Source organism: Embleya sp. L77 (assembly GCF_055557415.1).
In genome coordinates this window covers 2429066-2448351 of record NZ_CM145709.1, presented here as the reverse complement: position 1 = coordinate 2448351, position 19286 = coordinate 2429066, and the positions used below count along the sequence as shown (strand labels likewise).

Sequence of the window (19286 nt, the reverse complement as noted above, 5' to 3'; positions counted from 1 at the left end):
GGCGGGGGGCTTTTTTCTCACCCGAACGGGGGTAATTCGCTCCCTACCACGTCGCGAAGACCGATGCAACGTACTCTTGCGTGGGTGAGCGAATCCCTCCACGCCCAGGCCGCCGCCAAAGCCGCGGCTTTCGCCGACGAGCTGGTCGCCTTTCGGCGCGACCTGCACATGCACCCAGAGCTGGGTCGGGAGGAGTTCCGTACCACCGGGCTCATCCGGGAACGGCTGGTGCGTGCGGGTCTGCGCCCGCGGCTACTGCCCGGGACGGGTCTGGTGTGCGACATCAGACCCGAGCGGGCGTCGCCCGGCGGCCGGAACGCCGGCGACGACCTGATCGCGTTCCGCGGCGACATCGACGCGCTGCCGGTGGACGACGTCAAGGACGTGCCCTACCGCTCGACCGTGCCCGGCCGCGCGCATGCCTGCGGCCACGACGTGCACACCTCGATCGTGCTGGGCACGGCTCTGGTGCTGGCCGAATTCGCGCGCGAGGGGCTGCTGTCGCGGCCGGTCCGGCTGATCTTCCAGCCCGCCGAGGAGAAGTTGCCCGGCGGCGCGCTGGACGTGATCAAGGCCGGCGGGCTGGCCGGCGTCGGCGAGATCCACGCCATCCACTGCGATCCCAAGGTCGAGGTCGGCCGGGTCGGGCTGCGGGCCGGCGCGATCACCTCGGCCTGCGACCGGGTGGTGATCACGCTCACCGGTGCGGGTGGCCACACCGCCCGGCCGCACCGCACCACCGACCTGGTCACCGCGCTGGCCAAGGTCGCCTCGGAGCTGCCCTCGGCGTTCTCCCGGCGGATCGACCCGCGCTCGGGCGCCAGCCTGGTGTGGGGGCGGATCCAGTCCGGCTCCGCGCCGAACGTGATCCCGCAGTACGGCGAGCTGGAGGGCACGCTGCGCTGCCTGGACCTGGAGGCGTGGCGGCAGGCCCCGGATCTGATGCACGAGTTGGTGGACGCGATCGCCTCGACCTACGGCGCCAAGTGGGAGCTCGAGCACCACCGCGGCGTTCCGCCCGTGGTCAACGACCCGGACGCGGTCGCCGGGATGCGCACGATCGCGACCGACGTGTTGGGTGCGAGTGCGGTCGAGAGCACCGAGCAGAGCCTGGGCGGCGAGGACTTCTCGTGGTTCCTGGACCAGGTCCCCGGCGAGCTCACCCGGCTCGGCGTGCGACCCGTCGGACACCCCGTATACGACTTGCACCAGGGGCAGTTCGACGTGGACGAGCGGTCGATCGGAATCGGCGTCGAGCTGTTCGTCGGGTTGGCGCTGCGGCCCTATCGCTGACCCCGGTCGGGCCCGGTGCGTGCCGTGCGGGTGGGGACGCCGAGATGGGACGTATGCGGAACTGTTAACCATCGCGACCCCGGTCCCCGTTCCTCACACGTTCGTGAGTCTGTAATGTTCCGACCCGGTGCCGTTCGATCTCGTGCGGCACCGGGTCTTTTCCGTCTTGTCATGTCGCGGACTGCCCGGTTCCGCGCCGACCCGTCTCGGCTCCGGCTACTCGGCCGGGCTAACGGGGCGTGTTGCGGTGGCGATTCACGGTTTTTGTCGCTCATATTCTTTTACTAGGTATGCTCTCCGACGGCTAGCAGGTCTACGCGCGTTTACCAGGGAACCAAGCGCGTCAGAGTCTGCATCTGGGAGCAGCGCCCGAAGGGGCGCTCATCGGAAGGAGACACCCGTGCGCCGGGTATCCAAGGTGACCGCAGCTGCGGTCGGCGTCACTCTCGCCCTTACTGCCACCGCCGCGTGCGGTAGCAAGCCCAAGGACGACGACAAGAAGTCGGATTCGGGCAGCAGTGCCACACCGGGCGGCTCGCAGGCTGCCAAGATCGACTTCAAGGCCTGCATGGTGACGGACACCGGCGGCATCGACGACCGTTCCTTCAACGCCTCCTCGTGGGCGGGCCTGCAGCAGGCCAAGTCGGAGCTCGGTGTCGACGTGAAGTACATCACCTCGAAGACCGAGAACGACTACGTTCCGAACCTCAACAGCCTCGTGAACGACAAGTGCGGTCTGATCATCGCGGTCGGCGGCCTGATGGCGGACGCGACCAAGGCCGCCGCGTCGGCGCACAAGGACCAGAAGTTCGCGATCGTCGACTCCTCCAGCATCGAGCCGAACGTGCAGGGCCTGCAGTTCAACACGGCAGAGGCGGGCTTCCTCGGCGGCTACCTCGCCGCGGGCTACTCCAAGAGCGGCAAGGTCGCCACCTTCGGCGCGCTGCCGATCCCGCCGGTCACCGTGTTCATGGACGGCTACGTTCAGGGCGTCAAGTACTACAACCAGGCCAAGGGCAAGAACGTCCAGGTCATCGGTTGGGACGACGTCAAGGGCGACGGCTCGCTCGCGGGCAAGTTCGACTCGCCGGCCGACGGTGAGCGGATCGCCAACGACTTCATCGCCCAGGGCGCCGACGTGATCATGCCGGTCGCCGGTCAGACCGGTCTCGGTGCGGCCTCCGCCGTGCAGAAGAGCGGCGGCAAGGCCAGCGTCATCTGGGTCGACCAGGACGGCTACGAGAGCGCCGCGCAGTACAAGACGGTGTTCCTGTCCACGGTGACCAAGGACATCAAGGCCCAGGTGTTCAACGCGGTCAAGGCCGCGGCGAACAACCAGTTCACCACCAAGTCCACGATCGGCACGCTGGCCAACAACGGGGTCGGCCTGGCGCCGTTCCACGACTTCGACTCGAAGGTCCCCGCCGACCTGAAGTCCGAGCTGACCGCGGTCAAGGCCGACATCGTCAGCGGCAAGATCAAGATCACCTCGAAGAACCAGCCGAAGAGCTGACCCAGCCGATCGGGCGCCGTGGAAGCAGATTCCACGGCGCCCGTGTCCGTACCGCCCGGGCCCCGCGGGGACCCGGGTCGAACCCGTAGCGGCCCCTTGCGGGGGGCGTAGCCGAGGAGGTCTCCGCGTTGAAGCTCGAACTGCGCGGAATCACGAAACGGTTCGGGTCGCTGGTCGCCAACGACCACATCGACCTGACCGTCGAGCCGGGGGAGATCCACTGCCTTCTCGGTGAGAACGGTGCCGGCAAGTCGACGCTGATGAACGTGCTCTACGGGCTCTACGAGCCCAGCGAGGGCGAGATCGTCGTCGACGGCACCCCCCGCAAGTTCCGGACCGCCGGTGACGCGATCGACGCGGGCATCGGCATGGTCCACCAACACTTCATGCTGGTCCCGGTCTTCACCGTCGCCGAGAACGTCATGCTCGGGCACGAGGAGACCAAGCCGCTGGGCTGGCTGGACCGCCGTCGGGCCCGCAAGAAGGTGCTCGACCTCGTGGACGAGTACGGCCTCAAGGTCGACCCGGACATGCTGGTCGAGGACCTCCCCGTCGGTCTGCAACAGCGGGTGGAGATCCTCAAGGCGCTGGTGCGCGACGCCAAGGTGCTGATCCTGGACGAGCCCACCGCGGTGCTCACCCCGCAGGAGACCGAGGAACTGTTCCGGGTGATGCGTGCGCTGCGCGCCTCCGGCCACTCCATCGTGTTCATCACGCACAAGCTCAAAGAGGTCAAGGCCGTCGCCGACCGGATCACCGTGATCCGGCGCGGCAAGGTGGTCGGCACCGCGGACCCGGCCTCCACGGAGAAGGAGCTCGCGTCGCTGATGGTCGGCCGGCCGGTCAAGCTGGTGGTCGACAAGAACGAGGCGCGGCCGGGCGAGGTCCGGCTGGCGATCGAGGACCTGACCGTGCTCGACGGCAACGGCCAGGCCGTGGTGGACCGGGTCGACCTGCACCTGCGCGAGGGCGAGATCCTGGGCATCGCGGGTGTGGACGGCAACGGCCAGAGCGAGCTGACCCAGGCCATCCTGGGCCTGCGCACGCCGGCCGCCGGAAAGATCAGCCTGGACGGACAGGACCTCGCGGGTCGGACCCCGCGGCAGATCCTCACCTCCGGCGTGGGCTTCGTGCCCGAGGACCGCCAACACGACGGCATCGTCGGCGACTTCACGGTGGCCGAGAACCTGGTCCTGGACATGGTCACGCAGGCGCCGTTCGGGCGGCGCGGGTCGATCGACCCGGGGGCGGTGCGCGACAACGCGCGGCAACGGGTCGAGGAATTCGACATCCGCACGCAGACCATCGAGTCGCCGGCCGGCACGCTGTCCGGCGGCAATCAGCAAAAGGTCGTCGTGGCGCGCGAACTCTCGCGCCCGCTGCGGCTGTTCATCGCCTCACAGCCCACCCGAGGGGTGGACGTGGGCGCGATGGAGTTCATCCACAAGCGGATCGTGGCCGAGCGCGACGTCGGCACCCCGGTGATCATCGTGTCCACCGAACTGGACGAGGTGGTCGCGCTGGCCGACCGGATCGCGGTGATGTACCGGGGCCGGATCGTGGACATCGTGCCGCCCACCACATCCCGGGGCGACCTGGGTCTGCTGATGGCCGGCGTGATCCCGGGCAAGGACCCGGCCGAGGCGAAGCCGGCCGCCGGGCCGGACGCGGCGAAGACCGCGACCGGGACGACGGCCGAGACCGCGACCATCGACAGCGACGCAACCCCGGGGGAGGAGGACCCAGCGTGACCGAGGACAACAAGAGCACGCCCGGTGAGCCGAGCGAGGCGAAGCCGGCCCCGACCAGGACGACCGCGGCCGGGGCGAGCGCCTCGGAGCCGCACAAGCCCTCGCTCGGCCGAGCCATGCTCGACGCGATCATCACCGGCAACTCGGCCGTGGTGACCTTCCTGGCGATCGTGCTCGCGCTGGTGGTCGGCGGCATCCTGATGATCCTCGCGGATCAGGATGTGCTCGACGAGTACAAGTACTTCTTCGCGGCCCCGGGCGAGGCGCTCTCCAGCTCCTGGACGCTGGTCTCGGACGCCTACACGGCGATGTTCAAGGGTTCGATCGTGAACCCGGACAGCTTCTCCGAAGGTTCGATCGAGGACGTCTTCCGGCCGATCTCGGAGACCATCACCCAGGCCACGCCGCTGATCTTCGGCGGTCTCGCGGTCTCGATCGCGTTCCGCACCGGGCTGTTCAACATCGGTGCGCAGGGCCAGATCATCGCCGGCGCGGTATTCGCGTCGTGGATAGGGTTCGTCGTCGATCTGCCGCCGGTGATCCACCTGGTGTTCGTGATCCTGGCCGGTGTGATCGGCGGCGGTCTGTACGCGGGCATCGCCGGTGTCCTCAAGGCCCGCTACGGCGCGCACGAGGTGATCGTGACGATCATGCTCAACCACATCGCGGTGCTCATGCTCGGCTGGTTGTTGACCACCGACACCTTCCGCCGCGGCGGCCAGGCGCAGCCGATCGGCAAGGACGCGCACGACAACGCGGTATTGCCGAACCTGTTCGGCGACAACCTGCGGATCCACTTCGGCATCGTCCTGGCGCTGCTGGCGGCCGGGATCTACTGGTGGCTGCTCAACCGCTCCACGCTCGGCTTCGAGCTGCGCGCGGTGGGCTCCAACCCGGCCGCGGCGCGTACGGCGGGCATGAGCGTGGCCCGGGCGCAGATCCTGGCCATGGTGATCGCCGGTGCGATGGCCGGCCTCGCCGGTGTCTCGCAGGTGATGAGCTCGACCAACCCGGCGCACACGCTGACCCCGAGCATCGACGCCGGCATCGGCTTCGACGCGATCACCGTGGCGTTGCTCGGCCGGACCAAGCCGCTGGGCACGGTGCTGGCCGCACTGCTGTTCGGGGCGCTGCGCGCGGGCGGTTCGGTGATGCAGGCGTCCGCGAACGTGTCGGTCGACATCGTCATCGTCATCCAGGCCGTGATCGTGCTGTTCGTCGCGGCGCCGCCGCTGGTGCGCTCGATCTTCCGGCTGCGCGGTGCCCGCAAGGGTGCCGAGGGCGGGCCGTTGGCCGCCAAGGAGACCGTGGGGGTCCAGGCATGAGCGAGCGGAACCCTGAAGGAGGCACGCAGGTGGCGGACACCGTGATCGCCCCCGACGTGGAGGCCCCGGTGAACCCCACCGGCGAAGCCGCCGACGTGGTGCGGGCCGCGGCCCGCAAGAAGGCCCTGATCACGGGCATCGGCTTCGTCCTGGTCGGGCTGTACGCGCTGTGGGCGTTCGGCCTCGGCACCAAGAGCGGCGTCGACGCGGTCTTCGGCATGAACGTGCCCAACCGGGACACCACCGAGGTCGGCGACCTGTCGTTGCCCGCGCGGGCCGTCGCGATCGCGATGTCCGTGCTGTGCATGGTCGCGGGCGGGCTGCGGATCGTGTTGGACCGGTCGCGTCTGGCAATCCGGCTGAGCATCGCGCTGTTTCTGATCGCGTTCGTGATCGCGTTCCTGGTGTGGGCGGTCGCGGGCAAGCAGATGTCCTTCGCGGGCGCCCTGCAGAACACCGTGCTGGCCGCCGTGCCGCTCGTGCTCGGCGCGCTCGCGGGCGTGATCGGCGAGCGCTCCGGCGTGGTCAACATCGCCATCGACGGTCAGTTCCTGTTCGGCGCGTTCGCCGCCGCGCTCACCGGCTCGGTCACCGGGTCGTTGTGGGCGGGGCTGGCCGCGGGCGCGGTCGCGGGTGCGCTGATCGGCGGGCTGCTCGCGGTCTTCGCGGTGCGCTACCTGGTCGAGCAGGTCGTCCTGGGTGTGGTGATCAACCTGCTGGTCACCGGCATCACCGGCTTCCTGTACACGCAGCTGTTGCAGAAGGACCCCGAGGCGTACAACAACCCGGGCGTGTTCGAGAACATCCGGATCCCGGGTTTCGCGGACATCCCGGTGATCGGCCCGGTGCTGTTCGACGTGAACATCATCGTGTACCTGATGTACGCGCTGATCGTGCTCGTGCACCTCGGCCTGTTCCACACCCGCTGGGGCCTGCGCGCCCGGGCGGTGGGCGAGCACCCGACGGCGGCGGACACGGTCGGCATCAAGGTCAACGCGACCCGGTACCGCAACGTGATCATGGCGGGCGCGATCGCCGGCATCGGCGGCGCGTTCCTGACCATCGGCACGGTGGGTACCTTCTCGAAGGACATGACCTCGGGCGCGGGCTACATCGCGCTCGCGGCGGTCATCTTCGGGCGCTGGCGTCCGCTGGGCGCGGTGGCCGCGGCGCTGCTGTTCGGCTTCACCAGTGCGCTGGCCACGTCGCTGCAGCCGCTGAACACCTCGATCCCGAGCCAGTTCCTGCAGATGATGCCGTACGTCGTGACGATCTTCGCGGTGGCCGGTCTGGTCGGCAAGGTGCGCGCGCCGGCCGCGGCCAACAAGCCCTACACGAAGGGCTGACGGCGTGTCGGAGATCGATTGGCCGGCGCTGCGGGATGCGGCGACGGCGGCGATGCGGGGGGCGTACGCGCCGTACTCGAAGTATCCGGTCGGCGCCTCGGCGCTGGTGGACGACGGTCGGATCGTGTCCGGGTGCAACGTGGAGAACGCGTCGTACGGCCTCACGCTGTGCGCGGAGTGCGGCCTGGTGTCCGCACTGCACGCGAGCGGAGGCGGCCGGCTCGTGGCGTTTTGCTGCGTGGACCGTGAGGGTGCGGTACTGATGCCGTGTGGGCGCTGCCGACAACTGCTGTGGGAACACGGCGGCGCCGAGATGTTGCTGGAAACCAAGCACGGGGTACGGCCGTTGCGGGAGATCCTGCCGGATGCCTTCGGGCCCGAGGATCTTCGCTAGGGCGTGTCCTCGCATCCCGCGTCGGGTGCTTGGTGGGGGATGGAAGACGGTGCCCCGATCCGCCGGACCGGGCCCGGCAATTGCTCGTGACCCGAACAGGTCGCCACGGCGGCCGAGAGAGAACGGACAGCATGGACGCGATTTCGGTCATCCGTACGAAGCGGGACCGCGGTGAACTGACGGCGGCTCAGATCGACTGGGTGGTCGATGCGTACACGCGCGGTGTGGTCGCGGACGAACAGATGTCCGCGCTCGCGATGGCCATCCTGCTCAACGGCATGACCGCGACCGAGATCAACCGCTGGACCGACGCGATGATAGCTTCGGGCGAGCGGATGGACTTCTCGACGCTGTCCCGGCCGACCGCGGACAAGCACTCGACCGGTGGCGTCGGCGACAAGATCACCCTGCCGCTCGCGCCGCTGGTCGCCGCGTGCGGTGTGGCCGTTCCGCAGTTGTCCGGCCGCGGCCTGGGCCACACCGGCGGCACGCTCGACAAGCTGGAGGCCATCCCCGGGTGGCAGGCGGCGCTGTCCAACGACGCGATGATGCGGGTGCTGGAGGACGTCGGCGCGGTGATCTGCGCGGCGGGTGACGGCCTCGCGCCGGCGGACAAGAAGTTGTACGCACTGCGCGATGTGACCGGCACGGTCGAGGCGATACCGCTGATCGCCAGCTCGATCATGAGCAAGAAGATCGCCGAGGGCACCGGCGCGCTGGTGCTCGACGTCAAGGTCGGCTCCGGCGCGTTCATGAAGGACCTGGCGAACGCGCGCGAACTGGCTCGCACCATGGTCCGGTTGGGTGTGGACCACGGGGTCAAGACGGTCGCGCTGCTGACCGACATGTCCACGCCGCTGGGGCTGACGGCGGGCAACGCGCTGGAGGTCCGCGAGTCGGTCGAGGTGCTCGCGGGCGGCGGCCCGGCGGACGTGGTCGAGCTGACCGTCGCACTCGCGCGCGAGATGCTCGCGGCGGCCGGGCAGACCCGGATCGACCCGGCGGACGCGCTGCGCGACGGCTCCGCGATGGACGTGTGGCGCCGGATGATCCAGGCCCAGGGCGGCGACCCGGACGCGAAGCTGCCGGTGGCGCGCGAGACCCAGGTGGTCACGGCGTCGTTGTCCGGCGTGCTGACCCGCGTGGACGCGTACGCGGTCGGCGTCTCGGCCTGGCGCCTGGGCGCGGGCCGGGCCCGCAAGGAGGAGCAGGTCCAGGCCGGCGCGGGCGTCGAACTGCACGCCAAGCCGGGCGACACGGTCACCGCCGGGCAGCCGCTGATGACCCTGCACACCGACACCCCGGAGCGGTTCGACTACGCGAGCGAGATCCTCGCCGACGCGGTCACCATCGCCCCGGCCGGCACCGCCTTCGAGCCCACCCCGATCCTGATCGACCGGATCGGCCCGACGGCCTGACGGCCCGACCCACGCACCGAGGCCCTCGACTCCCGACCGGGAGTCGAGGGCCTGTCCGTGTGCCCGGCGAGGTCGGCGGTCGGCCTATTGCTCGGGGTACGGGCTGAACATGGTGCCCGTGTGGGCGTCCGGGTCGCGTTCGAGCCAGTCCATCCGGTGGTCGAGGACGGTCGACACGAACTCCCGCATGTGCGGGGTCCGCATGTGCCGTTCGAGGTCGTTCGCCGAGCGCCAGACCTCGTACAGGAACAGCGTGCCGTCGGCCTCCTCGTGCAGGTGGTACTGGAGCGAGCCGGGTTCGGCGCGGGTGGGCTCGACCAGGGCCAGGAGCAGCGCCTTGAGTTCGGCGGCGCGGTGCGGCCTGGGGTGGAGCGAGCCGTAGACGGTGTGGGTGGTGGTCGGGGTCGCGGTGGTCGGCGTGGCCGGCAGCGTGTTCGTCATGCCGGCAACGCTAAGATCTCACATCCATGTGAGGTTCAAGAGCCTGTGAGGCGGGTCACGTGAAGATCGGCGAACTGGCCCGGTTGACGGGCGTGAGCGTGCGGCTGCTCCGGTACTACGAGGAACAGGGCCTGCTCGCTTCCGAGCGCACCCCCGGCGGCCACCGCACCTACCCGGCCGACGCGCCCGCGATGGTCGGGCGGATCCGGGTCCTGCTCGCGGCCGGTCTCACCAGCCGGGTGATCCGCGAGCTGTTGCCGTGCATCGAGGGCCCCGGAGTGGACTTCGACCCGTGCGTGATCGGCTACCTGCGCGACGAACTGCACGGAATCGACGCCCGGATCGCCGGACTCCAGGACGCCCGATCGTCCCTGGCCGACATCCTCGCGGCCACCGAACGCGGCACACCGGTCGCCGCGGGATGACGGGTCGAGCCGAGTCGGCAGGCGCCGCACTGCTCACAGGGCCCGCCAGACCAGTGCGGTGATCAGCACGGCCGCGGCCAGGATCACGAGGAGGCAGCCGAGCAGCGCGCAACCGGCGCGCACGGTTTGCGGGCGGTGGACCCGGCCGAAGTCGTCGCGATCGCCCGGGCGTGGCCCCGGAGCCGGGTCGTGCTGCTCGTCCATGGGCCCAGCATGCCAAGGCCGGCCGGGTTCCCGATCGGGAACCCGGCCGGCCTCGGCGCGCGACTCAGGCGGTCGAGCGCACGTGTGCGCGAGGGTGCCGCCGGATCGGTGCGGGCGCCGGCGCGCCCGTCATCCGGCCGCCGAGGCCGTGGGCCACCGCGCCCGCCGCGGCCATCAGCACCAGCACGAGCAGCACCGCGCCCGCCCAGCCCCGGCCGTGGAAGGCGACGCCGCCGACCGGCCCGCCGACGCTCGCGCCGAGGTAGTAGGCCGCCAGGTACAGCGCGGACGCCTGCGCGCGGCCCTCGGTGACCCGCAGACCGACCGCCGAACTGGCCGCCGAGTGCCCCGCGAAGAAGCCCGCCGTGAGCACGATCAGGCCGACCACGACCAGCGCCAGATTGTCCGGCAGGGTCAGCAGCGCGCCCGCGGCGGTGATCGCCGCGGCGGCCCACAATGTGGCGCGGTGCCCGAGCCGGCCGACCAGCCGGCCCGAGGCGGCCGAACTGAACGTGCCCGCCAGGTAGATCACGAAGATCGCGCCGACCACCGTCTGCGGCAGCCCGAACGGCTCGGCGAGCAGCCGGTAGCCGAGGTAGTTGTAGACCGTGCCGAATGCCGCCATGAACACCATGCCGAGCAGGTACAACCGGCGCAGCACCGGATCCGCGAGGTGCGAGCGCAGCACGCCGGTGAGTTGCCGGGTGGTCATGGTCGAGGGGGTGAAGTTGCGCGACGGCGGCAGCAGTACTCGGAATACGACCGCCGACCCGAGCGCCGACAGGCCGACCGCCACCAAGGCGACCCGCCATCCGCCCAGATCCGAGGCCAGGCCGGTGACCAACCGGCCGCCCATGCCGCCGATGCTGTTGCCCGCCACGTACAGCCCCATCGCCGAGCCCAGCGAGGGCCCGTCGACCTCCTCGGCAAGGTAGGCCATCGCGGTCGCGGGCAGCCCGGCCAGCGCGACGCCCTGCACCGTGCGCAGCACCACGAGGGTGCCGAAGTCCGGGGCGAACGCGGCGAGTACGCCCAGCAGGGCGGCGCTGAACACGGAGATCGTCATCACCCGCGAGCGGCCCCACCGCTCGGACAACATGCTCACCGGGATCACCGCCAGGGCCAGTGCGCCGGTGGTCACCGAGACCGAGAGGCTGGCGGTGGCGGGGGACAGGTGGAACCCGTCGGACAACTCCGGCAGCAGCGTCTGCGTCGCGTAGAGCATCGCGAAGGTCGAACAGCCCGCGGCGAACAGCGCCAGGTTCACCCGGCGATACGCGCGCGAACCACGCATGTACCGCAGCGGCGGAGCAACGGTCGGGTCGGTGCTTGGGGCGGGGTCCGATGGGCTGTTCGAGGCGGGCATGGACACGAAGCTAGGCCGGGTTTTTTCATGCGTCCAATGCATGTTTGGGCAAGAATCCATGCTATGTCGTATGACAGCAGATCAGCAGAGGTTTCCGCGGCCATCGTTCCGCTCCTGACGCAGTTCGCGGCGGTCGCGCGGGAGGAGCACATCACCCGGGCCGCGGCCGGCCTGGGCATCCCGCAGCCCACGCTCAGCCGCACGATGGCCCGCCTGGAGGCGGACGTGGGCGTTCCGCTGCTGGCCCGCACCGGGCGCGGCGTGGCGCTCACCCGGCAGGGCCACACCCTGCTCGGCTACGTGGAACAGGCGCTCGCGCTGCTGGAGCGCGGCCTGGACGAGGTGATCGAGGACGTGGGCGGGGCGCGCGGCAAGGTCGCGTTCGGATTCCTGCACACGATGGGGCCCGAGGCGGTGCCCGGCCTGCTGCGTGCCTTTCGGGTGCACCACCCCGGCATCCGCTTCCAACTCGTCCAGGCCTCGGCCTCGGCGATGCTGGAGCGCATGCGGGCCGGCGAACTCGACCTGTGCCTGACCGCGCCGCTGCCGGACGCGCCGGACCTGGCCGTGCGCGCGCTCGACGACCAGCGGCTCTACCTGGTGGTGCCGGCCGATCACCGGCTCGCGCACCGCCGTCGGGTGCGGTTGGCCGAGGCGGCCGAGGACGTGTTCGTGTGCATGGAGCCGGGCTACGGGCTGCGCCGGATCACCGATGCGCTGTTCGCCGAGGCTGGGTTCGAGCCCAGGATCGCGTTCGAGGGCGAGGAGGCCGAGACGCTGCGCGGCCTGGTCGCGGCGGGCCTGGGCGTCGCGCTGCTGCCCGCGCCCGAGGTGCCCCGCCCGGGCACCGTGCACCTGGCCGTCACCGCGCCCCGGGCCTTTCGCACCATCGGGCTGGCCTGGGTGCCGGGCCGACCGGAGACCGCGCCCGTGCGCCTGTTCCGCGAATTCGTGCTCGGCCGCCGCGGCAACCTCCTGCACCCGGACCGACCCGAGGACTGAACCGACAACCTGCCATCGGCCGCACACCGCGCACCCGGCGACGCCGGAGCCCGCCCCCACGCACCGCGCCCGCGTGCCCTCCCGCGTCGAAGCGCCCTGCCCCGCAAGGTGGTTCCGGCACGTAGGCCCCGCTCGGGGCCGGCTCCGGGACGGCGATCACGCCCCCGGCGTGCACACATGGCCGAATCTTCATGCCATCGGCAGATGATCTACGCGCGTAGGCGGTAAAGTCCTTTCATGTACAGCAGCCACCCGAACACGCCCGCTGCCTCGCCCACGGTCGAGCAGATCCGGCGAGCCCCCAAAGTCCTGCTCCACGACCACCTCGACGGTGGGCTGCGTCCCGCCACGATCATCGAACTCGCCGGGGCGGTCGGCTACGACCTCCTGCCCACCACCGACCCCGAAGCGCTCGGTACCTGGTTCCGCGAGGCCGCCGACTCCGGCTCGCTGGAGCGCTACCTGGAGACCTTCGACCACACGGTGGCGGTGATGCAGACCCGCGAGGGCCTGTTCCGCGTCGCCGCCGAATGCGCCGAGGACCTCGCCGCCGACGGCGTGGTCTACGCCGAGATCCGCTACGCGCCCGAGCAGCACCTGGCCGCCGGGCTGACCCTGGACCAGGTGGTCGAGGCGGTCGACGAGGGCTTCCGTGAGGGCGAGCGCCGCGCGGCCGAGGCGGGCAACCGGATCAGGGTCGGCGCGCTCCTCACCGCGATGCGGCACGCGGCCCGCTCGCTGGAGATCGCCGAACTCGCCAACCGACACCGCGACTTGGGCGTGGTCGGCTTCGACATCGCCGGCGCCGAGGCGGGCTTCCCGCCCACGCGTCACCTGGACGCCTTCGAGTACCTCAAGCGGGAGAACAACCACTTCACCATCCACGCCGGCGAGGCGTTCGGCCTCCCGTCGATCTGGCAGGCGCTCCAGTGGTGCGGCGCGGACCGGCTCGGACACGGCGTGCGGATCATCGACGACATCACGGTCAAGGACGACGGCAGCGTCGAACTCGGCCGGCTCGCGGCGTACGTGCGCGACAAGCGCATCCCGCTGGAGATGTGCCCGACCTCGAACCTGCAGACCGGCGCCGCCACGTCCTACGCCGATCACCCGATCGGCCTACTGCGCCGACTCTATTTTCGGGTGACCGTGAACACTGACAACCGTTTGATGAGCGGCACGTCGATGACGCGGGAGTTCGAGCACCTCGTCGAGGCGTTCGGCTACGGCCTGGACGACCTGCAGTGGTTCACCGTGAACGCGATGAAGAGCGCCTTCCTGCCCTTCGACGAGCGGCTCGCGATGATCAACGAGGTGATCAAGCCCGGCTACGCCGCGCTCAAGTCGGAATGGCTGTTCGGTCGGAACTGACCTCTCGTGGGTGCGCCCGGCAAAATCGGATCGATCCGGATTTCGCGGGCGCACCCCGAGCCCCTTCCGTGCGGGCGAAACGGTCCGGCCCGACCCGAAGGGGCGTTTTGCGTATTCCGCGTCCGATTCGCTACGTTGCGGTCTCACTTCGTTACGGGGTGTGTCTTGCCCCGCCCGAATCGAGAACCCGAGGATGCACATGCGATCGGTAACGCGTAAGGCGGCCATCACGGCCGGACTCGGTGCGGCACTGGCAGCGGGAGCCGCGGGCTCCGCGAGCGCGACGCCGGTGACCGACCTGGTCGACGGGCTCACCCCGACCGCCTCGACGACCCAGGCGGCCATGCCGGACGCCGCCGCGCCGTTCCCGGTGAGCCAGGTCGCCGACACGCTGCCCGTCGGCAAGGTGCTCACCCCGGGCCAGTCGCCGCTCGACAGCCTGGCCGTGAACGTGGCCGAGGGCACGGCCCACAGCATGGAGCAGAGCATGGGCGACATGGCGGAGAAGGGCGGCCAGGCCAAGGGCGGCCTGGGCTCGCCGCTCAGCGCGCTGCCCACCGACCAGCTGCCGACCGGCGAATCCTCGCCGCTGGGCGCGTCGCCGCTCGGGAACCTGCCGTTGGCGGGCCTGCCCCTCTAGGCCGGACACAACCTAGGTCGGACACGGCCCGGTCCGGGCCCTGGCTCCGCACCGGGTTCCGCCCCTGTCGCCGAGCCGGGTCGTCGGCGCGGAACCGGTCGGTCCTGCCGCGGTACGAGCCGTGTCCATCGCGTGTCGATCCTGCGCGTGGGCACGGCTTGGTCATGTCCCGGCGCCGTCGGCCCCGGCTCCCGCCGGCCGGCCGAGCGTGGGCGCGCGACCGCTACAGCGAGTCGTACATGTCCTTCGCCACGTCCCCCAGATAGGGCCCGGTCATGGTGCGCGACGTCGGCGAGGTCACCCCGAGCGAGACGTTGCTGACCAGGAAACTTCGCCCGTCCACCTCGGCGAACCAGCCCCCGCCGGAGGAGCCGCCGGTCATCGTGCAGCCCATCCACAACATGTCCGGCTGCGGCCAGCCGTCCTCGCGGAAGTCCGTGGTCGGCGACGAGCACGAGTAGAGCGTGGTGCCGTCGTAGGGTGTGTCGCCCGGGTAGCCGAAGGACTGCACGCGCAGGTGTCGGGGCGCGTTCCAGTACACGTCCGCACCCGGCCCCACCGCGTCCTCCAGCGTGCGACCGTTGCGCGAGTCGACGATGAAGGCGCCGTAGTCGAACGGCGACGCGCTGGCGTCCTTGCCGCCCGGATCGGCGTTCTGCGCCCACTGGTTGCTCACCGTGGTCCGCCGGGCCGGCCAGCGTCCGTACGGTTCGCGCTCCGCCGGCGTGCGACCCGCGCCGTTGTAGCCGGGCACGAAGGTGACCCGGTCGTAGAAGCTCCCGTTCCGACCCCCGTGCAGGCAGTGGCCCGCCGTCCACACCATGTTTCCGCTGGAGTGGTGCACGACGGTGCCGCTGCACTCGGCGACGCCTTCCGGCATCCGGAAGAAGATCTTGCCCCGGATCGCCACGTCCGGCGCGGTGTACGGCGCGGCCACCCGACGTGCCTGGATCGTCGGCGGTTGGCGGAAGTCCGCCTCGGGGCGCTGCTGCTCCTGCTCGGGCAGTTGCGGCTGCTCCTGGCCGGGGGAGATCTCGTTGCCCCGAGGCTTGGCCTCGTCCTGCCGGTTCTGGTCCCAGAACCCGCGGGTGTCCTCGACGTCGCGGTCGCTGTACTGCTTCGAGTTCATCGCCTGGGTGCGCCCGGCCTCGACCGCCAGGGTCCCGCTCAGCACCAGCCCGACCAGGGTCACCAGCACGCCGGCGAACACCGACATGGTGACGATGAGGTTCTTGTTGTGCGTGCTTCCCGGTTGCATGTCCCCGCCCCCCGACCGAGCGCACGGCCCGGAACTTTCCGGTCCCGCGAGACCACTCGATCGACCCGCCTACCCATCCGTTGATCGGATGATAGGCGCCGGGGCGGTCGGGCCGTGCCGGCTCCCCACCGGATCAGTCCTGGGGCAGCAGGATCCACAGCGCGATGTACAGCAGGAACTGCGGGCCCGGCAGCAGGCAGGACAGCACGAACACCACTCGGACGGTGCCGACGGACCAGCCGTAGCGGCGGGCGATGCCGGCGCAGACGCCGGCGATCCGGCGGCCGTGACGCGGGCGACTGAGAGTCGCGGTGCTCATGGTCATGGCGGTTCCTCCTCGGTGCGACGGCACCGGATACGGCGTCGTCGTACTTCGAAGGTAGGTGGATCCCCGTCGGGATACATCCGCCCCAGGGCCCGACCGATCATCCGCCTTGGGGAGTAAGGGTCTTCCCGGAGGGGCGGGCCTGCGGCCAGTCCTTCTCGAACGCCGAGGGCGAGCCGCCGGGGCGGGTGCCCGGGCTCGGCGTGGCCGCGTTCTTGCGGCTGATGTCGAGATAGCTCTCGCACCGGTAGCTCTCCGGCGCGGTACGCCGGCCGGCGAGCAGCACCATGTCCCCGCCGGACGCGCTCTGCAGCGTGCAGACCACCTGACCGAGCGCGATCGTGGCCAGCGCCGACAGCGGCGCGTCCAGCCGGAACAGGGCGGGCGGGTCGCCCTCGCGCCGATCCGCGGCGGCCAGGCCGCCGGCGGGCAGCGCGGTGGTGTACCCGTCCAGCGCCTCGGCGTCGTTGGGGCCCAGGTGCAGCTCCTCCAGGAGCTGGTTGACCTGGTCGGTGCGCGCCTTGTCCGGGGCCGTCTCGCTGGGCCGCAGCAGCAGCCGGCCGCCCCGGGGCAGCGCCTGCAGTCGGTTGTCCTTCACCAGATACACGATGTGCCGTTCCGAACCGGGCAGGTGACTCTGCGCGGACGGCGCCGTGCGGTTGGCCGGTTTCCCGGCCCCCACCGGTCCCTCGGTCGGCCGGATCCCGCACGACGTGAGCGCGGCGAGCACGCCCGTCGTCGCGAAAATCGCGATCGGAAGCCGCCGCCGAGGTCTCAACGCCTTCCTCCTCGCTCGTCGTGCCTGCCGGAGTGGATGCCGCCCGAGCCGTCGAGCTCCGGCTCGACCTGCCCCGCAGGTCCGGCGTGCTCGGCGAATTCGGCGTTCTCCGCGTCGAGGTCGGCGTGTACGCCGTCGTCCTCGACCCCCTCGTCCGGGTCGATTATCTCTTCGAGTTCGGGCGGCACCAACGGCAGGCGCAGGGTGAACTTGGCGCCGCCGCCGGGCATGTTCGAGGCGAACGCGGTACCGCCGTGGATGCGCGCGTTCTCCATCACGATGGACAGGCCCAGGCCGCTGCCCTCGGAACGGGCCCGCGAGCTGTCCGCCTTGTAGAAACGGTCGAACACGTGCGGCAGCACGTCCTCGGGGATGCCGGGACCGGTGTCGGAGACCTCGATCACCAGGTCCTCCTCGCCCGGAGCGGCGAGCATTCCGGGCACCGCCGCGCGCGGCTCGTGGTGGATCTCGACGGTCACCGGCGAGCCGCCGTGCCGCAGCGCGTTGCCGACCAGATTGGAGACCATGACGTCCAGTCTGCGCGGGTCCACCTTGGCCAGGATGCCCCGGGGTGCCCGCAGGTCCACCGCGTCCATCCAGGCGCGGGCGTCCAGGCACGCGGTGACCAGGTCGGTGATGTCCACCTCGTCGGCCACCAGCGCCGCGGTGCCCGCGTCGAAGCGGGACACCTCCATCAGGTCCTCGACCAGGGTGGCCAGCCGCTCGATCTCGGCGACCACCAGCCGCGCGGCGGGCGCGCCCTGCTCGCCGAGGCTGTCCGCCTCCTCCTCGAGCAGCTCGCTGACCGCGGTCATCGCCGCCAGCGGGGTGCGCAGCTCGTGCGAGACGTCCGCGACGAACCGGCGCGAGGAGGACTCCAGCGCACGCAACTCGGCGACGCTGCGCTCCAGTTTCTCCGCCGCGTCGTTGAAGGTACGGGACAGGTCGGCGAGTTCGTCCGAGCCGCGCACGTCCAGCCGGGTGTCCAGCCGCCCCGCGCCCAGTTCGCGGGCGGCGAAGCCGAGTCGGCGCACCGGGCGCAGGATGTGCCGCGCGGCGAACAGCGCGACCACCGCCGCCGCGCCGAGCGCGAGCAGGGTGCCCACGATCAGGTAGCGGGCCAGCGAGTTGAGGTCGGCCTGCTCGTCCTTGAGCGACTTGAACATGTAGCCGGTGGGCCCGTCGGGCACCACCCGGGTGCCGCCGACGAGATAGGGCTGCCCGTCGATGTCGATCCGCTGGAAGTACATGTGGAAGCCGCCGTTGTTGTCGGCGGTCTGCACCACGCGCTGCAGCTTCGCGGGCACCCGTTCCAGCGGGAACCGGGTCGGGTTGGAGGCGACCGGACGGCCGTCCGCGCCGACCAGGACCACGGAGTAACCGAAGCTGCTTTCCCGCATCTGGTCGACGGCGGGCCCCAGGTCGGCCTGGTCCGGCTTCTCCGGCAGGTTCGCCGAGACCCTACCGAGGTTGTCCCGGAACTCGGTGAGCACCGAGTCCTGCGCACGCTCCAGAACGGCGGTACGGGTCAGCCAGTAGGCGATCCCGGACGCGGCGACCGCGGAGATCAGCGCGACCAGCGCGAAGGCGACGAGCACCCGAAACCGCAACGAGCGCAGCTTCAGGGTCGGGGCGATCCGGCGGACGATGCGGCGTACCAGCGGCGGCCGGCCCGTCACTGGGGCGGGTCGAGGCGGTAGCCGACGCCCCGGACGGTGCGGATCAGTGTCGGAGCGGACGGAGTCTGCTCCACCTTGGCGCGCAGCCGCTGGACGCACGCGTCCACCAGCCGCGAGTCGCCGAGGTAGTCGTGTTCCCACACCAGGCGCAACAACTGCTGCCGGGACAGCGCCTGGCCGGGGCGCCGGCTCAGTTCGACCAGGAGCCGCAACTCGGTCGGGGTGAGCTGGAGTTCCTCGCCGGCCTTGGTCACCGTCATCGCGTTGCGATCGACCACCAGGTCGCCGAACACCGACGCGTCGGACACCTCGCGCTCGCCGCGGCGCAGCACCGCGCGGATCCGGGCGTCCAGCACGCGCGGCTGGACCGGCTTGACCACGTAGTCGTCGGCGCCGGACTCCAGCCCGACCACCACGTCGATGTCGTCGTTGCGCGCGGTGAGCAGGATGATCGGCAGCGAGTCGGTGCGGCGGATGCGGCGGCACACCTCGAATCCGTCGATGCCCGGCAGCATCACGTCCAGCACGATCAGGTCGGGGCGCTGCTCGCGCCACCGCTCCAGGCCGGCTTCACCGGTGGCAGCGGTGACCACGCGATGGCCCTGGCGCCCCAGGGCGAGTTCGAGTCCGGTTCGTACGGACTCGTCATCCTCGATAAGCAGCAGGTAGGGCACGCAGGCCATTGTGTCTGACGTCACGGCTGGGAAGAACATCGGGCGGCCCCTTCCGGTTCGCCGCCCGAGGCCGCTGTTGCATA

At 70.8% G+C, this 19286-nt stretch carries 19 protein-coding genes; 11 read left to right on the top strand and 8 right to left on the bottom strand.

Going from position 1 to position 19286, the window contains the following annotated elements:
• Positions 1-63 precede the first annotated feature (63 nt).
• The 7 genes from ACZOOI_RS10020 (at position 64) to ACZOOI_RS09990 (ending at position 9040) form a co-directional block, all read left to right on the top strand.
• Entirely contained in the window at positions 64-1293 is a 1230-nt protein-coding gene (locus tag ACZOOI_RS10020; RefSeq protein ID WP_465280372.1) for an amidohydrolase, read from the top strand.
• Positions 1294-1693: 400 nt separating this feature from the next.
• Positions 1694-2806 carry a BMP family lipoprotein gene (locus tag ACZOOI_RS10015; protein ID WP_465280371.1) on the top strand — a complete coding sequence of 371 codons (1113 nt, stop codon included), beginning with the start codon at positions 1694-1696 and terminating at the stop codon, positions 2804-2806.
• Positions 2807-2934: 128 nt separating this feature from the next.
• Positions 2935-4557 (top strand): ABC transporter ATP-binding protein, encoded by a 1623-nt coding sequence (locus ACZOOI_RS10010; RefSeq protein WP_465280370.1) that lies wholly within the window; start codon positions 2935-2937, stop codon positions 4555-4557.
• Positions 4554-5882, top strand: coding sequence for an ABC transporter permease (locus ACZOOI_RS10005; RefSeq protein WP_465280369.1), 1329 nt, complete (start codon positions 4554-4556; stop codon positions 5880-5882). Before ACZOOI_RS10010 ends, ACZOOI_RS10005 begins: the two co-directional genes overlap by 4 nt.
• A 29-nt stretch (positions 5883-5911) precedes the next feature.
• Complete coding sequence (locus tag ACZOOI_RS10000) at positions 5912-7228, top strand: ABC transporter permease (protein WP_465280368.1); 1317 nt, start codon at positions 5912-5914, stop codon at positions 7226-7228.
• Positions 7229-7232: 4 nt separating this feature from the next.
• Positions 7233-7622 carry a cytidine deaminase gene (locus ACZOOI_RS09995; protein WP_465280367.1) on the top strand — a complete coding sequence of 130 codons (390 nt, stop codon included), beginning with the start codon at positions 7233-7235 and terminating at the stop codon, positions 7620-7622.
• 131 nt (positions 7623-7753) lie between these two features.
• Positions 7754-9040, top strand: a complete 1287-nt coding sequence (locus ACZOOI_RS09990) for a thymidine phosphorylase (protein ID WP_465280366.1) — start codon at positions 7754-7756, stop codon at positions 9038-9040.
• An 84-nt stretch (positions 9041-9124) separates the two neighbouring features.
• Here the strand turns inward: ACZOOI_RS09990 and ACZOOI_RS09985 are convergent, their stop codons facing one another.
• Positions 9125-9481, bottom strand: coding sequence for a putative quinol monooxygenase (locus ACZOOI_RS09985; RefSeq protein ID WP_465280365.1), 357 nt, complete (start codon positions 9479-9481; stop codon positions 9125-9127).
• 59 nt (positions 9482-9540) lie between these two features.
• Between ACZOOI_RS09985 and ACZOOI_RS09980 the strand changes: the two genes are divergently transcribed.
• Positions 9541-9906, top strand: a complete 366-nt coding sequence (locus tag ACZOOI_RS09980) for a MerR family transcriptional regulator (RefSeq protein WP_465280364.1) — start codon at positions 9541-9543, stop codon at positions 9904-9906.
• A gap of 33 nt (positions 9907-9939) precedes the next feature.
• On the opposite strand, the gene ACZOOI_RS09975 is transcribed toward ACZOOI_RS09980, so the two are convergent.
• Both ACZOOI_RS09975 and ACZOOI_RS09970 read right to left on the bottom strand, forming a co-directional pair.
• Positions 9940-10110 carry a hypothetical protein gene (locus ACZOOI_RS09975; protein WP_465280363.1) on the bottom strand — a complete coding sequence of 57 codons (171 nt, stop codon included), beginning with the start codon at positions 10108-10110 and terminating at the stop codon, positions 9940-9942.
• A 64-nt stretch (positions 10111-10174) separates the two neighbouring features.
• Positions 10175-11404: an MFS transporter gene (locus ACZOOI_RS09970; RefSeq protein ID WP_465280362.1), complete on the bottom strand. Its 1230-nt coding sequence runs from the start codon at positions 11402-11404 to the stop codon at positions 10175-10177.
• Positions 11405-11539: 135 nt separating this feature from the next.
• Between ACZOOI_RS09970 and ACZOOI_RS09965 the strand changes: the two genes are divergently transcribed.
• The 3 genes from ACZOOI_RS09965 (at position 11540) to ACZOOI_RS09955 (ending at position 14489) form a co-directional block, all read left to right on the top strand.
• Positions 11540-12478: a LysR family transcriptional regulator gene (locus tag ACZOOI_RS09965; protein ID WP_391585276.1), complete on the top strand. Its 939-nt coding sequence runs from the start codon at positions 11540-11542 to the stop codon at positions 12476-12478.
• Positions 12479-12715: 237 nt separating this feature from the next.
• Positions 12716-13849 (top strand): adenosine deaminase, encoded by a 1134-nt coding sequence (locus ACZOOI_RS09960; protein WP_396005060.1) that lies wholly within the window; start codon positions 12716-12718, stop codon positions 13847-13849.
• 199 nt (positions 13850-14048) lie between these two features.
• The gene (locus ACZOOI_RS09955) at positions 14049-14489 is read left to right on the top strand and encodes a hypothetical protein (protein ID WP_465280361.1); all 441 of its coding nucleotides are present in this window, start codon (positions 14049-14051) and stop codon (positions 14487-14489) included.
• A gap of 223 nt (positions 14490-14712) precedes the next feature.
• Here the strand turns inward: ACZOOI_RS09955 and ACZOOI_RS09950 are convergent, their stop codons facing one another.
• The 5 genes from ACZOOI_RS09950 to ACZOOI_RS09930 all read right to left on the bottom strand — a co-directional run bounded on the left by ACZOOI_RS09950 (position 14713) and on the right by ACZOOI_RS09930 (position 19203).
• Complete coding sequence (locus tag ACZOOI_RS09950; protein WP_465280360.1) at positions 14713-15747, bottom strand: trypsin-like serine peptidase; 1035 nt, start codon at positions 15745-15747, stop codon at positions 14713-14715.
• 133 nt (positions 15748-15880) lie between these two features.
• Entirely contained in the window at positions 15881-16072 is a 192-nt protein-coding gene (locus ACZOOI_RS09945; protein WP_391585272.1) for a PspC domain-containing protein, read from the bottom strand.
• 100 nt (positions 16073-16172) lie between these two features.
• Entirely contained in the window at positions 16173-16670 is a 498-nt protein-coding gene (locus ACZOOI_RS09940; protein WP_465280359.1) for a hypothetical protein, read from the bottom strand.
• Positions 16671-16846: 176 nt separating this feature from the next.
• Positions 16847-18529 (bottom strand): ATP-binding protein, encoded by a 1683-nt coding sequence (locus tag ACZOOI_RS09935; RefSeq protein WP_465280358.1) that lies wholly within the window; start codon positions 18527-18529, stop codon positions 16847-16849.
• Positions 18526-19203: a response regulator transcription factor gene (locus ACZOOI_RS09930; RefSeq protein WP_174861367.1), complete on the bottom strand. Its 678-nt coding sequence runs from the start codon at positions 19201-19203 to the stop codon at positions 18526-18528. The genes ACZOOI_RS09935 and ACZOOI_RS09930 overlap by 4 nt, the downstream gene beginning before the upstream one ends.
• Between the last annotated feature and the right edge of the window lie 83 nt (positions 19204-19286).